The sequence below is a fragment of the Bradyrhizobium sp. 164 genome (assembly GCF_023073715.1).
Taxonomy (GTDB): Bacteria; Pseudomonadota; Alphaproteobacteria; order Rhizobiales; family Xanthobacteraceae; genus Bradyrhizobium.
Map to the genome: position 1 here is coordinate 1 of NZ_JADPKA010000030.1, position 24,283 is coordinate 24,283.

Annotated in this window: 26 protein-coding genes and 2 tRNA genes; 8 read left to right on the forward strand and 20 right to left on the reverse strand. The window is 63.8% G+C overall.

The genetic code is table 11. From position 1 onward, the window contains the following. The first annotated feature begins 628 nt into the window (after positions 1-628). Entirely contained in the window at positions 629-1,801 is a 1,173-nt protein-coding gene (gene argE, locus IVB01_RS13730; protein ID WP_247276188.1) for an acetylornithine deacetylase, read from the forward strand. An 89-nt stretch (positions 1,802-1,890) separates the two neighbouring features. Here argE and IVB01_RS13735 read toward each other — a convergent pair whose 3' ends face one another. From IVB01_RS13735 to IVB01_RS13745, 3 genes are all read right to left on the reverse strand, one after another. Further along, entirely contained in the window at positions 1,891-2,517 is a 627-nt protein-coding gene (locus IVB01_RS13735; RefSeq protein WP_247280955.1) for a LysE family translocator, read from the reverse strand. A 250-nt stretch (positions 2,518-2,767) separates the two neighbouring features. Continuing rightward, positions 2,768-3,826 carry a phosphotransferase family protein gene (locus IVB01_RS13740; RefSeq protein ID WP_247280954.1) on the reverse strand — a complete coding sequence of 353 codons (1,059 nt, stop codon included), beginning with the start codon at positions 3,824-3,826 and terminating at the stop codon, positions 2,768-2,770. Between the two features lie 152 nt (positions 3,827-3,978). Continuing rightward, positions 3,979-5,214 (reverse strand): acyl-CoA dehydrogenase family protein, encoded by a 1,236-nt coding sequence (locus IVB01_RS13745; protein ID WP_247280953.1) that lies wholly within the window; start codon positions 5,212-5,214, stop codon positions 3,979-3,981. Between the two features lie 217 nt (positions 5,215-5,431). Here IVB01_RS13745 and IVB01_RS13750 point away from each other — a divergent pair, with 217 nt between their 5' ends. Next, positions 5,432-6,103 carry a TetR/AcrR family transcriptional regulator gene (locus tag IVB01_RS13750; RefSeq protein WP_247280952.1) on the forward strand — a complete coding sequence of 224 codons (672 nt, stop codon included), beginning with the start codon at positions 5,432-5,434 and terminating at the stop codon, positions 6,101-6,103. A gap of 75 nt (positions 6,104-6,178) precedes the next feature. Here the strand turns inward: IVB01_RS13750 and IVB01_RS13755 are convergent, their stop codons facing one another. The 10 genes from IVB01_RS13755 to IVB01_RS13800 all read right to left on the reverse strand — a co-directional run bounded on the left by IVB01_RS13755 (position 6,179) and on the right by IVB01_RS13800 (position 14,462). Next, entirely contained in the window at positions 6,179-6,394 is a 216-nt protein-coding gene (locus tag IVB01_RS13755; RefSeq protein ID WP_247280951.1) for a hypothetical protein, read from the reverse strand. Positions 6,395-6,567: 173 nt separating this feature from the next. Further along, positions 6,568-7,797 carry a CaiB/BaiF CoA-transferase family protein gene (locus IVB01_RS13760; protein ID WP_247280950.1) on the reverse strand — a complete coding sequence of 410 codons (1,230 nt, stop codon included), beginning with the start codon at positions 7,795-7,797 and terminating at the stop codon, positions 6,568-6,570. A gap of 171 nt (positions 7,798-7,968) precedes the next feature. Next, positions 7,969-9,174: an MFS transporter gene (locus tag IVB01_RS13765; protein WP_247280949.1), complete on the reverse strand. Its 1,206-nt coding sequence runs from the start codon at positions 9,172-9,174 to the stop codon at positions 7,969-7,971. Between the two features lie 123 nt (positions 9,175-9,297). Beyond that, entirely contained in the window at positions 9,298-9,468 is a 171-nt protein-coding gene (locus tag IVB01_RS13770; RefSeq protein ID WP_247280948.1) for a hypothetical protein, read from the reverse strand. A gap of 32 nt (positions 9,469-9,500) precedes the next feature. Beyond that, positions 9,501-9,704, reverse strand: a complete 204-nt coding sequence (locus IVB01_RS13775) for a hypothetical protein (protein ID WP_247280947.1) — start codon at positions 9,702-9,704, stop codon at positions 9,501-9,503. A 58-nt stretch (positions 9,705-9,762) separates the two neighbouring features. Beyond that, complete coding sequence (locus IVB01_RS13780) at positions 9,763-11,100, reverse strand: sorbosone dehydrogenase family protein (RefSeq protein WP_247280946.1); 1,338 nt, start codon at positions 11,098-11,100, stop codon at positions 9,763-9,765. Continuing rightward, complete coding sequence (locus tag IVB01_RS13785) at positions 11,097-11,549, reverse strand: DUF2231 domain-containing protein (protein WP_247280945.1); 453 nt, start codon at positions 11,547-11,549, stop codon at positions 11,097-11,099. Before IVB01_RS13785 ends, IVB01_RS13780 begins: the two co-directional genes overlap by 4 nt. Before the next feature lie 188 nt (positions 11,550-11,737). After that, a complete protein-coding gene (locus tag IVB01_RS13790; protein ID WP_247280960.1) occupies positions 11,738-12,577 on the reverse strand; it encodes a bifunctional allantoicase/(S)-ureidoglycine aminohydrolase in 840 nt (279 codons plus the stop codon). Between the two features lie 28 nt (positions 12,578-12,605). Then, positions 12,606-13,106: an ureidoglycolate lyase gene (locus IVB01_RS13795; protein ID WP_247280944.1), complete on the reverse strand. Its 501-nt coding sequence runs from the start codon at positions 13,104-13,106 to the stop codon at positions 12,606-12,608. A 21-nt stretch (positions 13,107-13,127) separates the two neighbouring features. Then, a complete protein-coding gene (locus IVB01_RS13800; protein ID WP_247280943.1) occupies positions 13,128-14,462 on the reverse strand; it encodes a C4-dicarboxylate transporter DctA in 1,335 nt (444 codons plus the stop codon). 205 nt (positions 14,463-14,667) lie between these two features. Here IVB01_RS13800 and IVB01_RS13805 point away from each other — a divergent pair, with 205 nt between their 5' ends. Then, positions 14,668-15,558, forward strand: coding sequence for a LysR substrate-binding domain-containing protein (locus IVB01_RS13805; protein WP_247280942.1), 891 nt, complete (start codon positions 14,668-14,670; stop codon positions 15,556-15,558). Positions 15,559-15,717: 159 nt separating this feature from the next. On the opposite strand, the gene IVB01_RS13810 is transcribed toward IVB01_RS13805, so the two are convergent. The 3 genes from IVB01_RS13810 to IVB01_RS13820 all read right to left on the reverse strand — a co-directional run bounded on the left by IVB01_RS13810 (position 15,718) and on the right by IVB01_RS13820 (position 16,571). Further along, positions 15,718-15,791, reverse strand: a tRNA-Gly gene (locus IVB01_RS13810). A 363-nt stretch (positions 15,792-16,154) separates the two neighbouring features. Beyond that, the gene (locus tag IVB01_RS13815; protein ID WP_247280941.1) at positions 16,155-16,358 is read right to left on the reverse strand and encodes a hypothetical protein; all 204 of its coding nucleotides are present in this window, start codon (positions 16,356-16,358) and stop codon (positions 16,155-16,157) included. A 27-nt stretch (positions 16,359-16,385) separates the two neighbouring features. Beyond that, a complete protein-coding gene (locus IVB01_RS13820; RefSeq protein WP_247280940.1) occupies positions 16,386-16,571 on the reverse strand; it encodes a hypothetical protein in 186 nt (61 codons plus the stop codon). 205 nt (positions 16,572-16,776) lie between these two features. Between IVB01_RS13820 and IVB01_RS13825 the strand changes: the two genes are divergently transcribed. Continuing rightward, a complete protein-coding gene (locus IVB01_RS13825; protein ID WP_247280939.1) occupies positions 16,777-17,157 on the forward strand; it encodes a YciI family protein in 381 nt (126 codons plus the stop codon). 9 nt (positions 17,158-17,166) lie between these two features. Here the strand turns inward: IVB01_RS13825 and IVB01_RS13830 are convergent, their stop codons facing one another. Further along, positions 17,167-17,757 (reverse strand): TMEM175 family protein, encoded by a 591-nt coding sequence (locus IVB01_RS13830; protein WP_247280938.1) that lies wholly within the window; start codon positions 17,755-17,757, stop codon positions 17,167-17,169. A 126-nt stretch (positions 17,758-17,883) separates the two neighbouring features. Here IVB01_RS13830 and IVB01_RS13835 point away from each other — a divergent pair, with 126 nt between their 5' ends. Together IVB01_RS13835 and IVB01_RS13840 are read left to right on the forward strand one after the other, a co-directional pair. After that, positions 17,884-19,941, forward strand: a complete 2,058-nt coding sequence (locus IVB01_RS13835) for an ATP-dependent helicase (RefSeq protein ID WP_247418187.1) — start codon at positions 17,884-17,886, stop codon at positions 19,939-19,941. A 106-nt stretch (positions 19,942-20,047) separates the two neighbouring features. Next, on the forward strand, positions 20,048-21,079 hold the full coding sequence (locus tag IVB01_RS13840; RefSeq protein ID WP_247280936.1) for an LLM class flavin-dependent oxidoreductase: 1,032 nt from the start codon (positions 20,048-20,050) through the stop codon (positions 21,077-21,079). Positions 21,080-21,093: 14 nt separating this feature from the next. Here the strand turns inward: IVB01_RS13840 and rlmB are convergent, their stop codons facing one another. Next, positions 21,094-21,936: a 23S rRNA (guanosine(2251)-2'-O)-methyltransferase RlmB gene (gene rlmB / locus IVB01_RS13845; protein ID WP_247280935.1), complete on the reverse strand. Its 843-nt coding sequence runs from the start codon at positions 21,934-21,936 to the stop codon at positions 21,094-21,096. Positions 21,937-22,143: 207 nt separating this feature from the next. Between rlmB and IVB01_RS13850 the strand changes: the two genes are divergently transcribed. Next, positions 22,144-22,229, forward strand: a tRNA-Tyr gene (locus tag IVB01_RS13850). A gap of 189 nt (positions 22,230-22,418) precedes the next feature. Here the strand turns inward: IVB01_RS13850 and IVB01_RS13855 are convergent. Next, positions 22,419-22,922, reverse strand: coding sequence for a hypothetical protein (locus tag IVB01_RS13855; protein WP_247280934.1), 504 nt, complete (start codon positions 22,920-22,922; stop codon positions 22,419-22,421). 43 nt (positions 22,923-22,965) lie between these two features. Continuing rightward, positions 22,966-23,451: a hypothetical protein gene (locus IVB01_RS13860; protein ID WP_247280933.1), complete on the reverse strand. Its 486-nt coding sequence runs from the start codon at positions 23,449-23,451 to the stop codon at positions 22,966-22,968. 282 nt (positions 23,452-23,733) lie between these two features. On the opposite strand from IVB01_RS13860, the gene IVB01_RS13865 reads away from it, so the two are divergent. Continuing rightward, positions 23,734-24,198 (forward strand): hypothetical protein, encoded by a 465-nt coding sequence (locus tag IVB01_RS13865; protein ID WP_247280932.1) that lies wholly within the window; start codon positions 23,734-23,736, stop codon positions 24,196-24,198. Positions 24,199-24,283: the final 85 nt, after the last annotated feature.

The window sequence follows — 24,283 nt, forward strand, 5'->3', positions numbered from 1 at the left end:
GAGCGGGCGGGGTCAAGGCCGTCAGCCGCCGGAGGCGGGGGCGCGCAGCGCCAGCCTTGAGCCCGCTCGATCACCGGTCTACTTCAACACAGTTGCTCCTCGGGGAGCGATGCACTATTGCCCCCGTCGCCTTGCCGATGGCTGATGCCGCGGTCCGGTTGGGCCGCTCACATCACCGCAAGACTTGGCGCACAGACCCCGGGCGCCAGGACCACACGATTTTGCCGTACGCCGATCACACCGGTCGAGTGCGCGAGGCTCTTCGCTCACGGCTCTCCGCCCTGCGAAACCCTTGGCGCCGATGTAACCTGCGTCCACCGCCGCCCGGCCCGCGTGTCGTGACGATCGCGATACGCCCCTCTTGCCTGGGCCGGGTTGCCGCGACACATACGCGATTTCCGAATTTCGGTAAAGCGGAATGTTTTGGATGGCGCGCGTTGACCCACGGCTGGCGTGTTTTGCCCGTCAGGCAACACAAGACCTTGTAGCCTTCCCCTCGTCATTCCGGGGCGACGACGTCGCAAGCCCTGAATGACAGCTGTGGCTGCATTTGCCCATCCCGCCGCCGCGCTGGTATGGTTCCTGCAAGCTGCCTCGGCTTCCGCAATCTCCTGACAAGATCCTTAAAATGCCAAGCTCAAGACCCGACCGCATCCGCAAGCTGCTCGCCGACCTCGTTGCTTTCGACACCGTCAGCGACCGCACCAACCTGCCTCTGATCACCCATATCGAAAGCTATCTCGCCACGTTCGGCATCAAGTGCGAGCGCATCGTCGATGAGACCGGCGAGAAAGCCTCGCTGTGGGTCACCATTGGACCGGAGGACCGTCCCGGCCTGGTGCTGTCGGGCCACACCGATGTCGTGCCCGTGGTCGGCCAGGACTGGAGCCACGATCCGTTCAAGCTCGTCGAGCGTGACGGCAGGCTCTACGGCCGCGGCACCACCGACATGAAGGGCTTTGTCGCGGTGTGCCTCGCGATGGTGCCGGAGATCGTGGAGGCGAAGCTCAAGACGCCGATTCATCTGGCGATCTCCTATGACGAGGAGATCGGCTGCGTCGGCGTGCGGCCGATGCTGCGCGAGGTGGCGAAGAAACGCGTAAAACCGCTCGGCTGCTTTGTCGGCGAGCCGACCGAGATGAAGGTCATCATCGGCCACAAAGGCAAGCACGGTGTCCGCGCCACGTTTCGCGGCCTCGCCCGCCATTCCTCGATCGCGCCCGACGGCGTCAACGCGATCGAATATGCCGCAGAACTGATCACCGAAATCCGTCGTCGCGCGGTAAAACTCGCGGCCGCGCGATCAACGGACAGCCTTTACGACGTTCCGCACTCGACGCTGCTCACCAGCATCGTGCATGGCGGCGCCGCGCTGAACATCGTGCCGGATACCTGCACGGTGGATTTCGAATGCCGCGGCATCGGCATCACCGAGTCCAAAGAGGTGACCGATGCGATCGTCGCCTGGGCCAAGGCCGAGCTCGAGCCCGCGATGAAGAAACAGCATCCGGAGTGCGGCATCGGGTTCGAGGAAATCCTCGACTATCCCGCGCTCGACACGGCCGCCAACGCCGCCATCGTCACGCTGGCCAAGAGCCTTGCGGGGCGCAACGATCACGCCAAGGTCGCGTTCGGCACCGAGGCGAGCCTGTTCGCCAGCATGGCCGATATTCCCTCGGTAGTGATCGGCCCGGGATCCATCGCGCAGGCGCATACGCCGGACGAGTTCGTCGAGATGGCGGAGCTGGAGAAGTGCGCGGGGTTCGTGGAGAGGCTGATTGCGCATTGTGTGAGGGAGTAGAGCGCTAGCATGCGGAACCGCCCGCATGAGCGAAGCGAGATGCGAGACCGCCGTCCCGGCTATTGCTTCGCTCACCGGGCCCTACAACATCAGCGCTCCTGCAAGGCCAGCCGCACACCGACGGCGCAGTAAACTGCGCCGACCAACTTGCCTTGCCACCTGACAATTGCCGGATGGCGGCGAACGAGGTTGCCAAGACGTCCCGCACCGACGGCGAATACGACGGTGCTGACGAGGCCGAGCAACACGAATATGGCTCCCAGAATCGCAAGCTGAAGCACGACCGGCCCGTTGTCCGACCGGACGAACTGCGGCAGGAAGGCGAGAAAGAACAGCGCGGTCTTCGGATTCAGAACCTCCGCCACGATCGCCTGTCGGAACGCTTGACCCGCAGTGATCGCCAAGGTCCGGGCGCTGATTCCCAGTGGAGGCTTTTCCAGCATCGCGCGAATGCCGAGGTAAATGAGGAAGGCTGCCCCCGCATATTTGACGATGCTGAACAAGAGTGCCGACGTAGCGATGATCGCCGAGAGGCCGACGATCGCCATCATTGTGTGGACGATGTCTCCCGCAGCGATCCCCGCCCCTGTCGCGATGCCAACCTTCGTTCCGGAACTGGCCGCGCGCGCCATGGTGAGGAGCGTGGCTGGTCCAGGGATGAACACAAAGCCGAGCACGATAATGATGTAGGTGATCAGGGTGGTCAGATCGATCATGCACGGGCTCCACGGGGCGGGTTGATCTAGCAGGCTTTGCGACGGCGAATAGCCCACCGGCACAAGCAGCCGGTCGTCGATCTGGCCAACCATCAAGCCGTGCTCGGCATCCAGTACGCCGCGACATCTCGGTCCAGGCGATGCTGCCTCTGGAACACTGATTGCCCGCCTTCGCGGGCAATGACATCGCGTGTTTGGAGACGGCGACGCAAACAAAAAAGCGCGGCCAGTGGCCGCGCCTTCGCTCTTCCTATACCGCGCCCGCCTTCTGCGCGTAGTCCCATGAGGCCTTTGACAGCGGCACGGTGCGCTTGGCCGATTCCAGCGCCTTGGCATTGGCGGCGGTGCCGTCGCGGATACGGCCGGCGATACCCTGCGTGATACCAGCGAGGCGGAACAGATTGTAGGAGAAGTACCAGTTGAGGTCCGGCACGTTCATCTTGGTGACGTTGCAGTAGATTTGCGCGGCCTCTTCCAGGCTCGGGATGTTGAGCGCCTTGAGGTCGACGCCCTCGAGGCCCGGCATGATCCACTGCATCAACAGATAGGTAAAGTCGGCCATGGGATCGCCGAGCGTCGACAGCTCCCAGTCCAGCACCGCCTGCACCCGCGGTTCCGTCGCGTGGAAAATCATGTTGTCGAGGCGATAGTCGCCGTGGACGATGGAGACGCGCGCCTGCTCCGGCACGGTCTTGGGCAGCCATTCGGCGACCTTCTCGAACTCCGGAATGTGCTGGGTTTCGGAGGCGCGGTATTGCTTAGTCCAGCGGTCGATCTGGCGCGCGAAATAATTGCCGGGCTTACCGAAGTCGCCAAGGCCGATCGCAACCGGATCGAACATGTGGAGCTTCGCCAGCGTCTCGATCTTGCTGGTGAAGATCTTTCGGCGCACATCGGCATTCTGGCTCGGCAGCGTTGGATCCCAGAACACGCGGCCCTCTTCCATCGACATGATGTAAAAGGCAGCGCCAATGACGCTATCGTCCTGGCACAGCGCATAGGCGCGTGCGACCGGAAAGCCTTGCTTTCCAAGCGCTGCGATCACGCGGTATTCGCGATCGACGGCGTGCGCCGAAGGCAGCAATTTGCCGAATGGCTTTCGGCGCATCACATAGGAACGGTTCGGCGTGTCGAGCCGGTAGGTCGGGTTGGACTGGCCGCCCTTGAACTGGAGCACGACCAGCGGGCCCTCATAGCCTTCGACGTTGTCGCGCATCCAGGCCTCGAGCCGCAGCTCGTCGAAACGATGCCGCTCCTCGACCGGCTTGGTGCCCGAGAACTCCTCGTCTTTCCTGACGCCGTCAGCCACGATGACGCTCCCTCTTCAGTCCTGACCATTTCAGGTCGAGCATGATCCTAATCGGTAACCACTGACGCACTTGCGTCAAGCGGTCATCCGACGCGGATCATGCCCTGTCGTTTCTTCAAGTCGGGATCGCCGTCCGGCTCTCCCGCTTAGTTTTAGTGACTTGGAGAGTTTGCATACTTCCGAAGTTCAAGTCTGGCAATGGCGCGATTGTGCACCTCATCCGGACCGTCGGCGAGCCTCAGCGTGCGAATGTGGGCGTAGTCCTTGGCAAGGCCGGCCTCGTCCGACACGCCCGCGCCGCCAAAGGCCTGGATCGCCTCGTCGATGATCTTCAGCGCCATATTGGGGGCTGCGACCTTGATCATGGCGATCTCGGCCTGCGCAGTCTTGTTGCCGACCTTGTCCATCATGTCGGCCGCCTTGAGGCACAGAAGACGCGTCATCTCGATATTGGTGCGGGCCTCGCCAATGCGCTGCTCCCACACCGAGTGCTCGACGATCTTCTTGCCGAAGGCGGTGCGCGAGGCGAGCCGCTTCACCATCTTCTCCAGCGCCTCCTCGGCCTTGCCGATGGTGCGCATGCAGTGATGGATGCGGCCAGGGCCGAGCCGGCCCTGCGCGATCTCGAAACCGCGGCCTTCCCCTAACAGGATGTTCTCCTTCGGCACCCGCACGTTCTCGAGCAGCACCTGAGCATGGCCGTGCGGCGCATCGTCGAAGCCGAACACGGGCAGCATCTTCTCGACCTTGATGCCGGGCGTGTCGAGCGGAACCAGGATCTGCGACTGCTGCTGGTGCTTGGCCGCCTTGAAATCGGTCTTGCCCATCAGGATCGCGATCTTGCAGCGGGGATCGCCGACGCCGGACGACCACCATTTGCGGCCGTTGATGACGTAGTGATCACCGTCTTTCTCGATGCGGGTCTCGATATTGGTGGCGTCCGACGAGGCCACCGCCGGTTCCGTCATCAGGAAGGCGGAGCGGATCTCGCCGTCCATCAGTGGGCGCAGCCATTTGCGCTTCTGCTCCTTGGTGCCGTAGCGGATGAACACTTCCATGTTGCCGGTGTCGGGCGCCGAGCAGTTGAATACCTCCGAGGCCCAGGTGATGCGGCCCATCTCTTCCGACAGCAGCGCGTATTCGAGATTGGTCAGTCCCGCGCCGCGGAATTCGTCGTCCTCGTGCTCGGACGGCGGCATGAACATGTTCCACAGGCCTTCCGCCCTGGCCTTCTTCTTGAGGTCTTCCAGGATCGGAATCACCTTCCAGCGGTCGCCGCTCTTGTCCTGCTGGTCGTAGACCGGCACCGCCGGGCGCACGTGCTTGGTCATGAAAGACCGCACGCGGTCGAGCCATTCCTTCTGCTTGGGCGACAGATCGAAATCCATGGGACGCTCCTCGTCTTGCTCTTTGAACAATTTCTCTGACGCCGAACTGTCCTGCCGCTGCGCCCGGCCCGCAAGCGCGAATGCGCGCGCGTTGCGGCCGTTCGGAACGGAATCGCGAGTTGCGAACGAGTCCCGATTGCGGATTGACAATTTCCGGCCTTCAAACGATAGTTTCATACAACTGTTTGAATTGCAACTCCCCTCATCCAGGGCACCCATGGCCAGCGATCATACGAGGTCTGCCATTCTCGCCGCCGCCGAACGGCTCTATGCCGATCGCGGCTTCGGCGACGTGACGCTGCGCGACATCGTCGCGGCGGCCAATGTCAATCTGGCCGCGGTGAACTATCATTTCGGCTCGAAGGATGAATTGATCGCGGAATTGTTCGTCACGCGCTCGATCGCGACCAATCGCGAGCGCCTGCGGGAATTGAAGGCGGCGGAAGAACAGGGCGGCGGCTGCGCGCCGATTGAGGTCATCCTGCGCGCGCTGGTCGGACCGACGTTGCGCGGCTGCCTCGGCCCTGAGAACCAGCGCTCGACCGCGGCGCGCTTCATGATCCGCGCCTCGATCGAGTCCGTGCCGCCGATCCGCCGCATCAAGAACCGCGAGATCGACCATTTGCGCAAATTTGCCGGCGCGATGCGCAGGTCCCTGCCCGACCGCAGCGAGGTCGATATCTATTGGGGCCTGAACTTCGCGCTCGCCATGGCGCACCACACCATCCGTGAGAGCGAGCGGCTGACGAAGCTGTCGGAGGGCAAATGCGACCTCGATGACGTCGAGGACGTGGTCGCGCGCGTCGTCCGCGTCGCGACGATGGCGCTGACGGCGGGCCGGAGCGAGACGAAGGCGCCGGCGCGGGCGCTGGCACGCGACGCGCGTTGATCAAACAGGCTCGCTCAGGGCCGATACGGCCTCACTTCCCGCTTGCGGGAGACGTCGGAATTTCGCGTGCAGGGGTCACGCCCGCTGCGGCATCTCCTCGGCCTCTTCTTTGGCGAGCAGCAGCAGCATCTCGATGCCCATCTCGCCTTCCTGCGGCGAACGGATGAACTTGATCTCATCGGAACTTTGCCGCAGCGCGGCAATGATGGCGACGGCCTGATTGGCGGTGGCCGCCTCGGTCGCCAGAATATCCTTCTGGTTCTTGGCCTGGAACCCGATCGTGTAGGACATTCGCTTTCCTCCCGAACTTAAGTGGGAAGATCGGATCAGAATCGGGCGGGAAGCGAAAGCCTGTGCGACTACGGATCGGGATTATCTGGGGGATTGCGCACAAGCTTCACGCAAGCCGGGTCGCGCCGGCTTGCTCGATGCGAGTTGGGCTCGCGGACAGGGCGAAGCGACCGCTAAATGATCCCGTGCTGCTTCAGCTCCTCGACCTTGCCTGCATCATAGCCGAGCTTGCCGGCGAGCACCTCCTCGGTATGCTCGCCCAAGAGCGGCGGCGCGCGGTAGTCCTTGATCGGCGTCTCCGACAAAGTGAGCGCGTTGCGAACCAGCGACAGATCGGGCTCGAAGGGATGATTGACCTTCACCCGCATGCCGCGCGACTGGACGTGCGGATCGGAAAACACCTGCTCGAAATTGTTGATCGGCCCTGAGGGCACGCCGGCCTCCTCCAGCTTTTCCAGCCAATAGGCCACCGGCTTCTTCAGGAACAGGCCGGCGAAGATCGCCATGATCTCCTTTCCGTGCACGACGCGGTCGTTGTTCTTGATGAAGCGCGGATCGCTCGCGAGCTCGGGCGCGCCGAGCACGGCGCAGGTGCGCTGGAACTGGCCGTCATTGCCGACCACCAGCATCAGCTCGCCATCGGTGCAGCGGAACACGCCGGCCGGCATGCCGCCATTGCCCCAGGTGCCGCGGCGCGGCGGGGTCTTGCCGTTGACGAGGTAGATCTGGAGCCAGTGCGACAGGGATGCGATGACGGTATCGAACAGGCAGACGTCGATGTGCTGTCCCGCCCCGCCATTGGCGTCACGGTGGTAGAGCGCCGAGAGAATCCCGATCGATGAATTCATGCCGGTCATGTAGTCGACTATGGAAGGACCGACCTTCATCGGGCCCTCGCCCGGCTCGCCATCGATATGGCCGGTGACACTCATCAACCCGCCCATCGCCTGCAGAATCGCGTCATAGCCGGCGCGCGGCGCGTATGGGCCGGTCTGGCCGAAGCCGGTCACCGAGCAATAGATGATGCTGGGATTGATCGCCTTCATCGATTCATAGTCGAGGCCGTAGCGCTTGAGATCGCCGACCTTGTAATTCTCCATGAAGACGTCGACGTCCTTGGCGAGCTCGCGGATGATGGCCTGCCCCTCGGGCTTGGCGATGTTGACGGTGACCGATTTCTTGTTGCGGTTGGCGCAGAGGTAAAACGAGTTGTTGTTGTTCGCCTTGCCCTCGGGATCGGTCAGGTAAGGCGGGCCAAAGGCGCGCGCGTCGTCGCCGGTACCCGGCCGCTCGATCTTGATGACCTCCGCACCCAGGTCTCCCAGCATCTGCGCCGACAAGGGCCCGGCGAGCACGCGGGTGAGGTCAAGGATCTTGATGCCTGAAAGCGGCAAAGCCGACATGTCGATTTCCTCCGGGGAACTGGGATCTTGGCGCGGCGGCTCGAAAGCTCTGGCCGCGCACCCCGCGGATACACCATTTTCGGGCATCGAGCACTGCACTGGCGGCATACGGCCATCCCCACCCGGCAGCAGGATCGGCCGGTTGTCGAATTCCGCGCCGCGAAGATTGTCTTAGGTCAGAGCTGCAGCAGCGGTTCGCGGCCGCCGCCGCCCGAGCAGGACCAGGATCAGCACGGTTGCGCAGGAGCAGACGAAGGTGAGACCGAGCGCAGCGCGGCTGCTGAACTCCGTGAGCAATCCGACGAGGAGCGGCGGCGAGATTGCGGAGGCGAGATTGAGCGGCAGCGCGATCATCGACATCGCCTTGGCGAACTCGGCCTGGTCGTAGAACACCAGCGGGATGGTCGCGCGCGCCACCGCCATCGCGCCGCTGCCGGCGCCATAGAGCAGGATGAAGACCGCGACCGCCCAGGTCGTACCCTCGCTCATCATCAGGAGCAGCATCGCCACGGGCAATGCCGTGCCTGCGACGAGGCCGGTCGTGATGCCGTCCCATCGCCCGCCTCCAAGGAAGTCCAGTCCGCGCGCGCTGACCTGGATCACACCGAGCATCGAGCCGAAGGCAATGGCCTGTGCTGGCGCCAGCCCCTCGGCGCGGAGCAGCTCGATGAGAATGGCGGAGAGGCCGAAATTGACGAAGGCGTTGAGGGTGATCGCGGCAACGACGAGACGGAATGTGCTCCGCGCAAATGCAGGCGCCTCTGCAGGCTCGGCCGGCGCACCGCCATCGCTATCCGCGCCTCTCCGACGCGGAGCCGCGAACGCATAGAGCGGAAGCGAAACGAGGATCGTCATGGCTGCATAGACGAGGCATGTTCCACGCCAGCCGAGGTGACCGCTCAGGAACGAGGTGGCCGGCCAGAAGATGCTGTTGGACAGTCCCGTCACCAGCATGAGCGCGCCGATCGCGCTCTTGGCCTGCCGCCCGGCGACCTCGTTCAGCATGATATAGGCGCCGGTCGACAAGGTCGCGCTGCCGGCGATGCCGAGCACGATCCAGGCGGTGAAATAGAGCATCGGCTCGCGCGCGAGCGACAGCAGCACGAAACCCGGCGCGGTCACGACCGTGCCGATCATCATGATCGGCCGCGCGCCATGCCGCGCAAAGGACTTGGCGAGCCAGGGGGCGCACAGTCCCATCGCGACGTAAAGAACGGATGTCCCCGCGAATACCGCCGGCAGGCTCATGCCCAGATCGGCTGCAAGATCGCGCCCGACAATGGCGGGAAGCCCGATCGTGCCCCACCCGACCAGCTGCGTGATCGCGAGCACCAGCAGGACGCCGATTAGCCTGCTGTCAGACTTCAAGAACCGCATTCCCGATATCGCCTGCCCGCCGGGCGCGGATCGCGCCAGCAAGCCCGTTTTACCGGTAGACTCAGCTTGCGGGAATATCGGTTCCGAATGGCACCGCGGCGCCAGCCGCAGAGCACGCCCGTGTCAGGACGTGTGGCCCGGCTCGATATGCTTCGGCGTCTTCTTTTCGCGCTGCGGGGTCATTTTGGCGGGATCTGGCGCATCCGGGACGCCGCGCGGGCCGAGCTGATCGCGCTGGATGTCGTCTTCGGACAGCGGCGGCTCGACGCCATTCTGCTCACGAGGCTTGGTCATCGTGGCCTCCTCTAGATGCTATTCCGCGGCCCCTAGACACCGAGCGCGGTCTCGCCTGCCTCACGGCCGGGCACGCTGACATGGACTTCATGTCCCTCACGAAGGGCCAAGGATGCCGCGGCAACCGCCGACTCGAATGCAGCTTCCTTGGTAGCGTATCGGCTCTTGACGTCCCCGTCGTGCAGCACGCCCCATTCGTCCTGCACCGGCACGACGGCGTATTGAGCAAGACCCATTGTCCAAACTCCCGGCTTTGCGTTCAGAGATCGTCTGCCCGATAACGCGCGGGCGCGCCTAACGTTGCGTCAGCTGCGGATGCGCCGCCGTCACCCGCCACACGGTGTTGCCGCTGTCGTCGGCCACCAGCAGCGCGCCGGTCTTGTCGATGGCGACGCCAACGGGGCGACCGCGCGCCTGATTGTCGCTGTTAAGGAAGCCGGTGACGACGTCCTGCGCCGGCCCGCTCGGCTTGCCGTCCGCAAACGGCACGAACACGACCTTGTAGCCGTTCAGCACCTGCCGGTTCCAGCTGCCGTGCTCCCCGACGAAGGCGCCGTTGCGATAGGCGGCCGGCAGGCTGGTGCCGGCGGAGAAAGCCATCCCCAGCGGGGCGACATGCGAGCTCAGGGCATAGTCCGGCACGATCGCGTTGGCCACGAGGTCCGGCCGCTCCGGCTTGACGCGGGGATCGACGTGCTGGCCCCAATAGCTGTAAGGCCAGCCGTAGAAGCCGCCGTCCCTGACGGACGTCATGTAGTCGGGCACGAGATCGGGACCGATCTCGTCGCGCTCGTTCACCACTGTCCACAATGCGCCGGTCTGCGGCTCGAAGCTGAGGCCGTTCGGATTGCGCAGGCCGCTTGCGAAGAGGCGCCAGCGGCCGCCGGCACGATCGACCTCGAGGATAGCGGCGCGATTGTGCTCGGCCTCCATGCCGTTCTCGGTGATGTTGCTGTTGGAGCCGACGCCGGCATAGAGTTTTGAGCCGTCGGGGCTAGCGACCAGGCTCTTGGTCCAATGATGATTGATCGGCCCGCCTGGCAGCGGCGTCAGCACCGTGCCGGGTGCGGTGATCTTCGTGTCGCCCTCGGTATAGGGATATTTCACGATCGCGTCGGTGTTGGCGACATAGAGATCGTTGCCGACCAGCGCGACGCCGAACGGCGAGTTGAGATGGTCGAGGAAGACGCTTTGCGTGTCAGGCACGCCGTCGCCATTGCTGTCGCGCAGGAGCGTGATGCGGTTACCCGGTCCGGTGTCGCCGCCGCCCGAGGTCGCCCAGGACTCGATATATCCCATCACGATTTCCTTGGGACGCTTGATCGAGGCGCCCTTCGGCGCCTTGGACTCCACCACCAGCACGTCGCCATTGGGCAGCACATAGAGGGATCGCGGATGCTGCAAGCCGGTTGCGAACGCCTTGGCCTGCAAGCCCTGCGCAACGGTCGGCGTCTCGTCCTTCTTCCAGCCGACGATGCGGGCGATGTGGACCGGCGGCAGCAGATATTGCTGGATATCCGGCAGCGTCGGATTGGGGCCGATTTGCGCCTTGGGATCGCCACTGCCGTCATTGCAGCCGGCCAGACACAGCAACGAAGAGCACAGCAGCGCGCGGGTGAGCTTTGCCATCATCGTGCAACTCCGACGCCGTGGCGATACACCATGGCCCAGCCGAGCCAGCCGGTGACGGGCAGGATCAGCACGGTAATCACCGAAAGAGCGAGCCCGGTCGGCCACACCGAGGTCCAGGCATCGCGCATGTGAATCATCGTATTGAAGATCGCAAGGATCAGCGCCACAGCGTTGCCGATCAGATGCGGCCAGGCCGGCGGCTGCGTCCGCACCAGTCGGTTGCCGAGGAAATCAATGAGGCCTGCAATGGCCGCGAGCACGCCGAAGATAACGCCGAAGAGCAGAAGCCAGGCGGAAAAATTCGCCCACATGATCTCGGCGCTCGCGACATAGGCGATGTCGGTAAGCAGCGCCCCGATGAAACACGCGATCGGGATCGGCACCAGCATCGGATGAATCGGATGGCCCGCGATCTGCGCCGTGGAGCGCACACGCATGTCGTCTTGCACGGTCGGCCTCGTGTGACTTTCGCCCCGCCCGACCGGGAAACTCATGCTTGCGGCGATGGTTCCTGAGCGGATTGATCGCCCAGGCGCGCCCACATATTCGGCATCGCGCCGAGTGGGAAGTCTGCGGCCCGGCCCGGATCGTCGGTTCTAGCCAAAGCCGGCTTGCCCGAAACCGACGTTACTCAAGGTCAAAACAGCGGAGCTCCCTGCCGCAGATTCATGTGCCGGTTGACGTCCTTGTAAAGCAGATAGCGAAACCGACCGGGGCCTCCTGCGTAGCACGCCTGCGGGCAGAAGGCGCGCAGCCACATGTAGTCTCCGGCCGCGACCTCGACCCAGTCCCGATTGAGACGGTACACGGCCTTGCCCTCGAGGACATATAATCCGTGCTCCATGACGTGCGTCTCTGCAAAGGGGATCGTCGCACCCGGCTCGAACGTGACGATATTGATGTGCATGTCATGCCGCATGTCGGCCGGATCGATGAAGCGCGTGGTTGCCCACCTTCCCTCAGTGCCCGGCATCGGTACCGGTTCAACCGAGTCTGCATGGGTCACAATCGCCTCGGGCTCGGCCAATCCGGGCACGCGCTGATACAGCTTGCGGATCCAGTGAAGCTGCGCCGGGCTCTGGCCCCGGTTGCGAATGCTCCAGGCGCAACCGGGTGGCAGATAGGCGAAGCCGCCCGGCCTGAGCTCATGCTCCTCGTCCGCCAATTTGAGGAGCAACCTGCCGCCCACGACGAACAACGCGCCCTCGGCGTCTTTGTCCGGTTCGGGAACTTCACTTCCTCCATCCCGCGCGATCTCCATAAGATAATGGGAGAACGTCTCCGCGAAGCCGGAGAGCGGTCGCGCCAGCACCCAGACGCGCGTATCCTTCCAGTGCGGCAGGTGGCTGACCACGATGTCGCGCTGCACGCCGTTGGGGATGACCGCGTAGGCGTTGGTAAAGACCGCCCGGCCACTGAGAAGATCCGTCTGGGGCGGAAGGCCCCCTTGCGGGATGTGATAGGTTTGCGATGACATCATCGAGCCTCGTGGACGTTACGGGGGGTCAGCTTGCGGCCGTCTTGGGATCGAGTTGCATCGTCTCGTCTAGCCAATATTCTTCGAGATTGTTACCACCACCCTTTCGATCGACGACAAGGAACGAGCTTGCGTCCTTGACCACCAGAAGTGGGTGGTGCCAGCAGTTTCGGGCATAGTTCACGCCTTGGTTGCCATTGGCAGCGAACGCCCGATAGGTCGAAGGTGTGTGCGGGTCGGTGCAAACGACGACCAGCCAGTTTCCTCCGTTCAAGGGCATGAACAGCTGGCTTCCAAGTGGATGGCGCTCCATCAGGCGAATGGCGATGGGCGCGGGCCGCGCAGAGGCGACAAACCAGCTGATGTTGATTTGTCCGCCGTCCGCACCGACATCGATATTGGCGAGTTCGTTGTAGCGCGCGGCATATCCCTGGTTGATCGAGAGGGGCGTCAACCCTTCCGTTTCGACGACCTCTCCGAACGGAGCGAACGCCTGCCTCATCAATGGCTCAATCGAGAGTTTTGCCATGTCAACCACATGCCTCTGCATTCAAAGCGTCTGCAGGCCCGCGACGGGAGCGTTCGCGCCGGCCGGATCGATCTGCACGTTCTCGCTTGAAGGAACGATCTCACCATCGAGAATGCGATGCGCCTTCGCGCGATCGAGGTCCCCCTCCCACGAGGCGACGACCACCGTGGCAACGCAGTTTCCGACATAATTGCCGAGCGCGCGGGCGATGCCGATGAACCAGTCCACCGACAAGATCAGCACCAGTCCGATCGCCGGGATGGCCGGAATGGCTGCCAGCGTCGCCGCGAGGACGACAATGGCCGAGCCCGGGACGCCATGAGCTCCCTTGGACGTGAGCAACGCGACGCCGAGGATCGCCAGGAGATCGCCCGTGGCGAGTGGTGTGTTCGTCGCCTGTGCAATGAAGACCGCCGCCAGGGTCAAGTAGATCGAGAAGGCATCCAGATTGAATGAGTACCCTGTCGGGATGACCAAACCGACCGTCGACCGCTTGATCCCGAGCTGTTCGAGCTTGCGCATGGTCTGCGGAAGCACGCTGTCGCCTGCGGCCGTGCCGAGAACGATCATCAGCTCTTCACGCAGATAGACCAGCAACTTGAACAGGCTGAAGCCCGAGAGCCGCATGATCGCTCCGAGCACGACGACCACGAAGAAGAACACCGCCAGATAGAACAGGGCAACAAGCCCCCCGAGCTGCTTCAGTGAACCGATGCCATACTTGCCGACAGTGAAGGCGATCGCACCGAAGACGCCGAGCGGGGCGAGCCGGACGACGAAGTTCATCATCTTGAAGATGATCTCGTTCACCCGCTCGACGAAATCGACGACTGGCCTCGCGCGCTCGCCGCACAACGACATGGCACAACCAAACATGATCGAGACGATCAGGACCTGCAGAACATCGCCGGAGCTGAAGGCTCCGACGATGGTCGACGGGATGAGCTTCATCAGGAATTCGGAGACGCCTCCGCCGGCGACCTGAGCGGCGGTCTGGCTGAACCCGCTAAGCGCCTTGGCGTCCAGCGTCCTTGGATCGATGTTCATTCCGGCGCCGGGCTGAAAATAGTAAGCAAGCGCGATGCCGAACACCAAGGCGATGGTGGTGACGATCTCGAAATAGAGAAGCGAGCGGATGCCCACCCTTCCAACCTTTGAAAGGTCGCCGGCCGCCGATATTCCCTGCACCACCACGCAAAACACGATGACGGGCACCAGCATCTTGATGAGTTTGATAAAGCCGTCGCCCAGCGGCTTCATCTGCAATGCAGTGTCCGGATAGGCCATGCCGAGAGCGATGCCGGCCGCGAGTGCAACGACCACTTGGAAGAAGAGTGACTTGAAAATCTTGGGCATGGCTTTCCTCGCTCCCTGGGCTTCCATTTGTCTGGCTTGGTCGGCCTTTAGCCTTCGCCACTCTTAGCGTTGGCGGCGACGTGAAGTCGCCGCGGATGGAGCCGTTCGGTCGCGGCAGCACGCGCGAGGTCTCCATCGGTCATTCGTTGACCAGCCTCGCTGCCGAGTCCAATATATAGAACGACACGATTGATAGGGTTTCACTATGGATCTGCGCCAGCTCCGGTACTTCATCGCGGTGGCCGAGGAGCGCAGCTTCACCCTTGCCGCCCGACGGCTGAACCTCTCGCAGCCGCCGCTCAGCCAACATATCCAGGCGCTCGAGGCCGAACTCGGCACCCAGCTCCTCTACAGGACCAGCCGCAGGGTCGAGTTGACGCAGGCCGGCGAAGCCATGCTGGTGCGGGGGCGCGCGATCCTGCAGCAGGTCAAAGCCACGGAAGATGAGGTTCGGTCGATCGGCGCCGGCTTGGTCGGAACGCTGGATGTCGGGGCGACCGGCTCCATCCTGCGCGGTCGTCTCGCCGAGCTGCTCGCGGCCTATCGGAAGGTTGCGCCATTGGTCAAGATGACGGTACATGAGCAGGCGCCGGCGCTGCAGATCGCCGCGCTCCTCAGCCGTGCCACCAACATCTGTCTCATTCGCGGCATTCCCGCCGAGCGCGACCTGACCAGCAAGCTGGCGTGGCGCGAAGAGGTCGTCCTGGCCGTGCCCCGCAGCCATCGGCTGGCGCAACGCAGGCGCATCGCCCTCGGCGATCTCGCCTCCGAGGATCACGTCGTCCTGGATCCGGACAGCTCGGATTTCGCCCGCTACGTGCGGAAGTGCTGTGTCGACGCCGGCTTTCTCCCAAAGGTTTCCCAGCAAGTCGTCGATGCCCAGTCGATCCCAAGTCTGATTGCCGCAGGTTTTGGTGTCGCACTCGTGCCGCAGTCGATTGAGCGGTTCACAACCACCGACATCGTATTCCGCCCGATCAGGCCCTCGCCGCCCACGGCCGATGTGTTTCTGGTGTTCAGGGAGGACGAGACGTCGATGGTGGTGCACAATTTCATCAGGCTCGCTCTTCGCTATCTCAACCAGCGAAGAGCCTGAGCCAGGCCCACGTCATCGGCCATGCCAGCAGGGACCGCCACCGCTCAGACCATTGCGATGGCCACGTGTGGCCGTCGTGCCGAAAGCACGGGACAAGCGCCGATCGTCGTCGATGAAGCGCGACGTGTCGGAATGAAACGTCCAAGCTGTTGAGAACATTGGAGCGGGTGAAGGGAATCGAACCCTCGTATTCAGCTTGGAAGGCTGCTGCTCTACCATTGAGCTACACCCGCGTCAGGGGCTCCCTAACACGGTCGGACGGCGGTCTCAACTGCCGCGACGGCGACTTTTCGCACAGCTTGCTTGCCTTACGAACCAGCTTGGGTTCCGGCCGATCCGCTCGCCCTTAACAGCGGCGGCCTTACAACCTATATTGAAATCTCCCGAAACCAACGAAAGGAGGTGATCCAGTGTCTTATCTCAAGCGCTGTCACCTCGCTGGGATCGCCCGCTAGGCTCTAGACAAAAGGCTTGGCATCAGGGCGCTCTCAGCCCTGGACCAGCGAGCAAGAAATCGGGCGCGACGGGGCACTCCCCGCCGCGCCTTTTCCTTTTCAGATTTGCCCTGATCGGGAGGGTCGGGACCGCTCGCCGGCTCAGCTCGTGCGAAGCCGTTCGCGCAGCGCAACGGCGGCGATCAGCATGCGGACGCACCATGCCATGACCGCGCGGTGAGGTTCCGCGCCGAGGAGCACCGTGCAGATGCTCGTGAGCAAGCATGGGGCAATCGCCTTGCCGATCCTGCTTGCCAGCGAGAGCAGGAACGGCATCGCCGCAATTGATATTTGCAGGACGTCCATGGTCGACCACCGCCCTGGGCAACGGCTTCAAAAACCGCAGATGTTGAGCGCACGCGGGCGTTTGCCGCGCCGGCTCTCCACGATCCGCTCGCCGCCATTTTCGGCCGAGCTGCCGTAATAGCGGTGATGGCCGGCCTGGTCGTGCAGATCGGCCGGTTCGGATTGTCCCGCCCGACGCGCGTCGCAGATGATCTTGATGGTGTGACCCGCCATTGCCGCCTCCAGCAAAAACCTTGTTGTTGTGGTCATCAGTCGCGACCGCTTTCGGCGGCGTTCACGCGGCACGGCCGTAATCGGGTTTCAGGACGGTTTCGTCGCTTGCCGGCCACGCAATATTCTGCTTCGGGATTGTCGGCACGGACTGCGGTGCTACGTCCTCGGGACTTTCGTAAGTAACTTGCGCAGAAGAGAGGTGACGATGCTGTACGCCATCCTGGCCTATCACGTGGAAGACGAGGTCTTGTCCTGGACGCCGGAGCAGGACGCCGCCGTCGTCGCCAAAGTCATCGAGGTTCAGGCGCCGCTACGAGCCAGCGGACAGTTTGGGCCGGCCGCCCGTCTGGATGAGACCCGAAAGGCCCGCACCTTGCGGGGCCCCGGCGCGGGCATGGTGCTGGACGGTCCGTTTGCCGAGACCAAGGAGCAGCTGCTGGGCTTCCACCTCATGGAATGCGCCAGCGAGGATGAGGCGATCGCGGCGGCGCGGAAGCTGCGTGCGGTCAATCCGACGGCGGTCTACGAAATCCGTCCGGTCAAGCTTTACGTGCCGGCCGACGGGTTCGGCGCGACATCCGGATGAGCCGCCGCCTTACGTATCCGGCTCCGTTCGCGCGATGCTGAAGCGCTGCATCACGACGGCGCCGAAGGCGATGAACCAGATAAAGGGCGCGACACGCGGCGCGAACGCCGCAACGATCGTGCCCGGGATGAACACCAGGAACGGAAACAGCGAGATCATGATCTCGTGACGCCATGCGCCCAGGATGGTCCACCACAGCCAGGCATTAAGGCCGGCGATCGCGGTCAGATGCAGGCCGTAGAGCACCGCCACCGCGTTGCTCATGCCGTAATTGGTGTAGAGGCCATTGGTCACAGGCAGCAGCACGATCGAGAGCAGGAAGAACAGATTGAGGATCACCGCGCCACGGCTGCCGACCGGCTGGCGCGCCAGGCGCCGGTGATGGCTGATCCAGAACACGCCAGCGATGATGAAGCTGAGCGCGAAGCCGGCGAGCTTGCCGGAATAGACATGGGCGAGATCGCTCCAGCCGGGGGCGCTGGTGAACACCGCGGCCTTGGGCAAGTCGTAGGCGAGCAGCGTCATGGCAACGCCAAAAATGGTGTTGCTGAGCGATTCCAGCCGCCGCATCTCGAACTGGTCGGGCTTGAGCTCGGTCATACCGGAGGGTTTCTCGGGCTGGAACTTGGGGCCGTCTTTCCCCCTAAATCCTAAACCCGGTTTCGTCCAGCTGCATTGCGATTCGCGCCGGGATCGCCGAGTCTCAGCCTTTCACCGGGGCGATTCGTGGCGACATATCTGGACACGCTCAATGCGGAGCAGCGCCGCGCCGTCGAGCATGGCGTGGCGGAAGGTGCGACCGTGGGCGCCCCCCTGCTCGTCATTGCCGGCGCCGGCTCCGGCAAGACCAACACGCTCGCCCACCGCGTCGCGCATCTGATCGTCGCCGGCGCCGATCCGCGCCGCATCCTGTTGATGACATTCTCCCGCCGCGCCGCGGCCGAGATGGCCGGCCGGGTCGAACGCATCGCCCGAAAAGTGCTGGGCGAGAACAACGCCGCGATCATGCGCGATGCACTCACCTGGGCCGGCACCTTCCACGGCATCGGCGCGCGCCTCTTGCGCGAATATGCCGAACGCATCGGCCTCGACCCCGCCTTCACCATCCACGACCGCGAGGACTCCGCGGACCTGATGAACCTGGTCCGGCACGAGCGCGGGCTGTCGAAAACGGAGAGCCGTTTTCCGGCCAAGGGCACGTGCCTTTCGATCTACTCGCGCTGCATCAATGCCGAGATGGAGATCGAGAAGGTTTTGGGGGTGCACTATCCCTGGTGCGCGGGCTGGGCGGCCGAGCTGAAAGGCCTGTTCGCGGCCTATGTCGAGGCCAAGCAAGCCCAGCATGTGCTCGATTACGACGATCTCCTGCTCTACTGGTCGCAGATCATGAGCGATGCGCTGATCGCGGAAGAGATCGGTGGCCGCTTCGATCACGTGCTGGTCGACGAATACCAGGACACCAACCGCCTGCAATCTTCGATCCTGCTGGCGTTGAAGCCCGACGGACGCGGGCTCACAGTGGTCGGCGACGATGCCCAGTCGATCTATTCGTTCCGCGCCGCCACAGTGCGCAACATCCTGGATTTTCCGCAGAGCTTTTCGCCGCGTGCGGAAATGATCACGCTCGACCGCAACTACCGCTCGACGCAAGCAGTGCTGGCGGCGGCCAACGGCGTCATCGGCCTCGCGCGCGAGCGCTTCACCAAGAATCTGTGGACCGACCGCGCCTCGTCGCACAAGCCGCAGCTCGTCACCGTGCATGACGAGGCCGACCAGGCCCGCTACATCGTCGAACAGGTGCTGGCCAATCGCGAGCAAGGCGCGCTGCTCAAGCACCAGGCGGTACTGTTCCGGACCTCCTCGCATTCGGGCCCGCTTGAGATCGAGCTGACCCGCCGCAACATCCCCTTCGTCAAGTTCGGCGGACTGAAATTCCTCGATGCAGCCCACGTCAAGGACGTGCTGGCGCTGCTGCGTTTCGCCGAGAATCCGCGCGACCGGGTCGCGGGTTTCCGCATCCTGCATCTGTTGCCGGGCATCGGACCCGCGACCGCGCAGCGCGTGCTGGACCAGATGGCCGAGAGCACCGATCCGCTCGCCGCGCTGGGCCAGCTCCCGGCGCCTGCTCGTGCCGGTGCTGATTGGACCGACTTCGTCCGCACGGCCCAGAATTTGCGCTATTCGGAATGGCCGACCGATCTCGAACGCGTGCGACTCTGGTACGAGCCGCATCTTGAGCGCATCCACGAGGATGCCGAGACGCGGCGCGCCGATTTGATGCAGCTCGAGCAGATTGCGAGCGGCTACGCCTCGCGCGAGAAATTTTTGACCGAGCTCACGCTCGATCCGCCCAATGCAACCAGCGACAAATCCGGTCCGCCGTTGCGCGACGAGGATTACCTGATCCTCTCCACCATCCATTCCGCCAAGGGCCAGGAGTGGAAGTCGGTGTTCGTGCTCAACGTCGTCGACGGCTGCATGCCCTCCGATCTCGGCGCCGGCACCACCGCCGAGCTCGAGGAGGAGCGCCGCCTGCTCTATGTCGCAATGACGCGCGCCAAGGACGATCTCCACCTCGTCGTGCCACAGCGCTTCTTCATCCACGGCCAGGCCGCCAAGGGCGACCGCCACGTCTACGCCTCGCGCACCCGCTTCATCCCGGAGCAGTTGGTCTATCTGTTCGAGCGCACCGCCTGGCCGAAGGCCGCGGCGGGTGCGGCGCGCACGGCGGCGCTGGGTCCGAAGATCGACATCGGGGCGAAGATGCGCGGGATGTGGCGGTAGGTTTGGGCCGGATTGAACAAACGGAAACTGAGCATTTCCGAAAGCCGCCTTGTGGCGGTGCGGCTGTTCATTAAGTGTCGTCCATCTTCCCGCAGAGACTTCATCCATGACCGCACCGCTCGAATTCGGACTGGATACCTTTGGCGACGTCACCAAGGACGCCTCCGGCGCGATGCTTTCGCATGCGCAGGTGATCCGCAACGTCGTCGACGAAGCCGTGCTGGCCGATGAGCTCGGTCTCGACTTCATCGGCCTCGGCGAACATCACCGCGCCGACTTCGCGATCTCCTCGCCCGAGACCGTGCTCGCAGCCATCGCGGCGCGCACCAGGCGCATCCATCTCGGCTCGGCCGTGACGGTGCTGAGCTCGGACGATCCGATCCGCGTGTTCCAGCGCTTCGCCACGTTGGATGCGCTCTCGAACGGGCGCGCCGAGGTGATCCTCGGCCGCGGCTCGTTCACCGAATCCTTTCCACTGTTCGGCTTCGACCTGCGCAAATACGAAGAGCTGTTCGAGGAAAAGCTCGACCTGTTCACGGCCCTGCTGTCGCAAACGCCGGTGACCTGGGAAGGCAAGCTGCGTCCGCCGCTGCGCGATCAATCGGTCTATCCGCCAATCGAGAACGGCACGCTGAAAACCTGGATCGGCGTCGGCGGCAGTCCGCAATCGGTGGTGCGTGCCGCGCATTACGGCCTGCCCTTGATGCTCGCGATAATCGGCGGCGATCCTGCGCGCTTTGCGCCCTACGTCGATCTCTATCACCGCGCGTTCAAGGAGTTCGGTCGCCCGGCGCAGCCGATCGGCGTGCATTCGCCCGGCTATGTCGCCGAGACTGACGCACAGGCGCGCGAGGAGCTATGGCCAGACTACAAGGCTATGCGTGACCGCATCGGCAAGGAACGCGGCTGGCCGCCGATGGGCCGCGACGAGTTCGTGAACGAGGCCGAGCACGGCTCGCTCTATGTCGGCGCGCCGGAAACGGTCGCACGCAAGATCGCCAAGACGGCAAAGGCGCTCGGCATCTCGCGCTTCCAGTTGAAATATTCGGCAGGTCCATTGGCGCACGAGAAGCTGATGCGCAGCATCGAGCTTTATGGGCGCAAGGTGGTGCCGATGGTGCGGGAGTTGATCGGGTAAAGTCTACCTTCGGTCTACGACGTCGCGCCCTGCTTCATCAGCCCGAGCCTGCTTGCGCCGACATAGAGCGAGAGCACGGCGGCGTTCGAGACGTTGAGACTCTTGATCTCGCCGGGCATGTCGAGGCGCGCCACAACGCTGCAGGTCTCGCGGGTCAACTGCCTGAGGCCCTTGCCTTCGGCGCCGAGCACCAGCGCCAGCGGCTCACGCAGTGCGACGTCGCCGAGATCCTCAGTGCCTTCGCTGTCGAGCCCGACGGTCTGAAAGCCGCGCTCGTTCAGCGCGGTGAGCGCGCGGGCGAGGTTTTGCACGGTGATGAGCGGCACGAGCTCGAGCGCACCGGAGGCTGCCTTCGCGAGCACGCCGGTTGCTTCCGGACTGTGACGCGCGGTGGTGACGATCGCCTTCACCGCAAAGGCCGCGGCGGAGCGCAAGATCGCGCCGACATTGTGTGGATCGGTGATCTGGTCGAGCACCAGCACCATGCCTTCCTGCTTCAATGTCTCGATGTCGGGCGAAGGCAGAGGATCGGCTTCCGCGAGCAGACCCTGATGCACGGCGTCTGGCGACAGCAGACGGTCGATCTCCTGGGGCCGGACGATCTCGGGCGCGACAGGAGTCGCGATGTTTTCGTCCGCAAGCCGCCTTGCGGCGTTCTCGGTCAGCGTCAGCTTGCGGATCCGCCGCCGAGGGTTGGCGAGCGCCATCGTGACGGTGTGCCAGCCATACAGGATGACGGGCCCGTCGGGGTGCGAATCGCGGTCGCGCCAAGCCGGCCGGCCGGCGGACTTCCCGGGCCTGTTGAAGGGCTTAGCCCCGCCGCGAGCCCCCTTGGGGCCGAATTTTCGATCCTTCATGGGCTCGCTTGTGTCACGGGCGCCGGAATATGGCAATTTGGCTGCCTTTGGGCGCGGTTTTAGCTGTTCGCCTCGGTTGACTTTGCCCCACCGCATCGCTCATAAACGCGCCCGGTCGCGCCCCGATCCGGGTTGTCGCGGCCTTCACGTTCCATGGCCGTCTTCGGTCCGCCGGCAAGGTCCGGCCCGATTGTGCTGCCGTCGAGCGGGGGAGTGTCCCGAGTGGCAAAGGGAGCTGACTGTAAATCAGCCGCCTCATGGCTTCGCAGGTTCGAGTCCTGCCTCCCCCACCAGCCTTCGCTCGCTTCGCGAGCTTCGGCTTGGCAAGCCAGGGCAGAACGTCACGGCGCAGCCGAGCCCGGACAAGACGACTTTCTCCTAGCTGCATTCCTGTTGACCGCCACTGCGGTACGCTCACATCAAAAAGCAAAACGCCCGTCCGCATCACGCGAACGGGCGTCTCGTTGGCAGCTAATCAGAGATCAGTTGTAACGGCGCAGCACGCGGTGGCCGCCGTAATAGTACGGCGCGGGCGCGCGGCGGGCGTAGCCATAGCGCGGACCGTAGCCGTAGTGCACGCGCGGCAGATAGCCCTGGCGCGGGCCGTAGCCGTAGCGATACGGCCGATAGTACGGCCGACGATAGGGATAGGCATCCGGAGCTGCGACCGCCGCGGCGCGATAGCCATAACCGTAGCCATAATTGGCGGGGGCAACGACCGCGTCTTCACGGTAGGTCGGATACGGCGCGAACGCGCCCGGGCCGGTGTAGGTCGGCCCCTGGTTGACGTAGTAATATTGCGTGGTCGGCTCGACGAGGCGCTCATAGGCGCCATAGCCGTATCCATAGCCGCCGCAACCTGTGTTGCAGCCGGAATAGACCGGCGCGACCGGCTGGCACGGATTGAAGCCGCAGGCCGCGGCTGGCGCGGTCCCCACGAACATCGCGGCAGCCGCCGCGACCAGTCCCGAAATCATCTGACGCATTACTCTCTCCTGTTAATCTTCGTTTGTTGGATTTTGACGTTTCTTAACCGGGCGGCTTGCCGGCCCCCTCGGCATGCGGCCGCGGCCGACGATGCTGCGGATTCACATTGATCTCCGGCGCGAGGATCACCGGCGGGGGATCGATGGGCACGTCCATCTGCGGCGGCAGCGGCGCCGATTGCGCGCCCCAGCTCTGATGGTAGCTCTCGGCCGGCTTCGGCAATCTGCGGTTCGCGGGCGGCTCGACCTCGAGCCGGCCGTAGCCGGGCCGCAGGCCCAACGTCGGATAATAATGGCCAACGTCGTCGGGCTGCCGCTCGGCGATATAGCGCCCGCCATAGATCGTGGGCTGCACCTGCTGGTTCTTGCCGAGGCCCCAGACGCCCTCGACAACGCTATAGGATGCGTCGATGTTGTTGATGATGATCGGCACGCCCGGACGGCCGGGAACGACAATATCGAAGCCGCCGCCGGCCAGCGCCGTCGCGGGCAGTCCGATCAGAAAAGCGGCGAGCGCCACAGCGCGCATGAGAGGACCCCATTTATCCGGCGACAACCTATCCGATCGCAACGCCGAGAGGGTTAAGGCCCGCTCACCAATTTCCGGTAAGCCTAATGTGCAAGGATTGCGCGCCGCTCAAATGCTGCAAAGCGGACTAGTGAAGCGTTAACGGCGCCGAGCTACCGACGGGAACCACGCCGAATGCTCACATCTGTTTGACCATCCAGCTACGAAATCGAACGGTTTCACCGGAACGTCCGGCGTGCTCGATATTTAGCCCCCGTTCAATCACAACGGGAGCCAACAATCATGAATATCAAACTCCTCGGCGCCGTCGCGATCGCAACCACCACTCTCGCGGGCTCCGCGATGGCACAGGCGGTGATCAATAATCCTGCCCGCTGCTCGGCCCAGTTCCCCAATGCAAACTGCCAGAATCTCGGACAGGGAAACCCGTACACCGACCGGGGCTATCGCCATCGTCGCATGTCCTATCGGCAGACCAACAGCGGCGACTGGAATAACGACTGGAGCAGGAGCCGCACCGGATTCTGGCCGACCGATGTCGCGGCGGGCGTAGCCGGTGCCGCGATCGGTACCGCGGGCGCGATCGCAACCGCTCCGTTCCGCGCCTGGGACAATTCCTACGCCTACGACAATTCGTGGGACAATCGCCGCTGGGACACCCGCACCTATGCCCAGCGTAACGGCTTCGTCTGCACGCCCGGCACCTGGTTCAAGGGCGAAGATGGCCGCCGGCACATGTGCCAGTAAACGGGACTCATATCGAACGACACAACAGGCGGCCCGCTGGGCCGCCTGATTCATGTCTTGCGACGATGATCGCGGTTCTGGCTCT

Excerpts from the sequence above, each read along its gene's own strand:
- argE (WP_247276188.1), top strand. The coding sequence starts at position 629 with ATGCCAAGCTCAAGACCCGACCGCATCCGCAAGCTGCTCGCCGACCTC.
- IVB01_RS13735 (WP_247280955.1), bottom strand. The coding sequence starts at position 2,517 with ATGATCGATCTGACCACCCTGATCACCTACATCATTATCGTGCTCGGC.
- IVB01_RS13745 (WP_247280953.1), bottom strand. The coding sequence starts at position 5,214 with ATGGATTTCGATCTGTCGCCCAAGCAGAAGGAATGGCTCGACCGCGTG.
- IVB01_RS13750 (WP_247280952.1), top strand. The coding sequence starts at position 5,432 with ATGGCCAGCGATCATACGAGGTCTGCCATTCTCGCCGCCGCCGAACGG.
- IVB01_RS13755 (WP_247280951.1), bottom strand. The coding sequence starts at position 6,394 with ATGTCCTACACGATCGGGTTCCAGGCCAAGAACCAGAAGGATATTCTG.
- IVB01_RS13760 (WP_247280950.1), bottom strand. The coding sequence starts at position 7,797 with ATGTCGGCTTTGCCGCTTTCAGGCATCAAGATCCTTGACCTCACCCGC.
- IVB01_RS13765 (WP_247280949.1), bottom strand. The coding sequence starts at position 9,174 with ATGCGGTTCTTGAAGTCTGACAGCAGGCTAATCGGCGTCCTGCTGGTG.
- IVB01_RS13770 (WP_247280948.1), bottom strand. The coding sequence starts at position 9,468 with ATGACCAAGCCTCGTGAGCAGAATGGCGTCGAGCCGCCGCTGTCCGAA.
- IVB01_RS13775 (WP_247280947.1), bottom strand. The coding sequence starts at position 9,704 with ATGGGTCTTGCTCAATACGCCGTCGTGCCGGTGCAGGACGAATGGGGC.
- IVB01_RS13780 (WP_247280946.1), bottom strand. The coding sequence starts at position 11,100 with ATGATGGCAAAGCTCACCCGCGCGCTGCTGTGCTCTTCGTTGCTGTGT.
- IVB01_RS13790 (WP_247280960.1), bottom strand. The coding sequence starts at position 12,577 with ATGTCATCGCAAACCTATCACATCCCGCAAGGGGGCCTTCCGCCCCAG.
- IVB01_RS13795 (WP_247280944.1), bottom strand. The coding sequence starts at position 13,106 with ATGGCAAAACTCTCGATTGAGCCATTGATGAGGCAGGCGTTCGCTCCG.
- IVB01_RS13800 (WP_247280943.1), bottom strand. The coding sequence starts at position 14,462 with ATGCCCAAGATTTTCAAGTCACTCTTCTTCCAAGTGGTCGTTGCACTC.
- IVB01_RS13805 (WP_247280942.1), top strand. The coding sequence starts at position 14,668 with ATGGATCTGCGCCAGCTCCGGTACTTCATCGCGGTGGCCGAGGAGCGC.
- IVB01_RS13815 (WP_247280941.1), bottom strand. The coding sequence starts at position 16,358 with ATGGACGTCCTGCAAATATCAATTGCGGCGATGCCGTTCCTGCTCTCG.
- IVB01_RS13820 (WP_247280940.1), bottom strand. The coding sequence starts at position 16,571 with ATGGCGGGTCACACCATCAAGATCATCTGCGACGCGCGTCGGGCGGGA.
- IVB01_RS13825 (WP_247280939.1), top strand. The coding sequence starts at position 16,777 with ATGCTGTACGCCATCCTGGCCTATCACGTGGAAGACGAGGTCTTGTCC.
- IVB01_RS13830 (WP_247280938.1), bottom strand. The coding sequence starts at position 17,757 with ATGACCGAGCTCAAGCCCGACCAGTTCGAGATGCGGCGGCTGGAATCG.
- IVB01_RS13840 (WP_247280936.1), top strand. The coding sequence starts at position 20,048 with ATGACCGCACCGCTCGAATTCGGACTGGATACCTTTGGCGACGTCACC.
- rlmB (WP_247280935.1), bottom strand. The coding sequence starts at position 21,936 with ATGAAGGATCGAAAATTCGGCCCCAAGGGGGCTCGCGGCGGGGCTAAG.
- IVB01_RS13855 (WP_247280934.1), bottom strand. The coding sequence starts at position 22,922 with ATGCGTCAGATGATTTCGGGACTGGTCGCGGCGGCTGCCGCGATGTTC.
- IVB01_RS13860 (WP_247280933.1), bottom strand. The coding sequence starts at position 23,451 with ATGCGCGCTGTGGCGCTCGCCGCTTTTCTGATCGGACTGCCCGCGACG.
- IVB01_RS13865 (WP_247280932.1), top strand. The coding sequence starts at position 23,734 with ATGAATATCAAACTCCTCGGCGCCGTCGCGATCGCAACCACCACTCTC.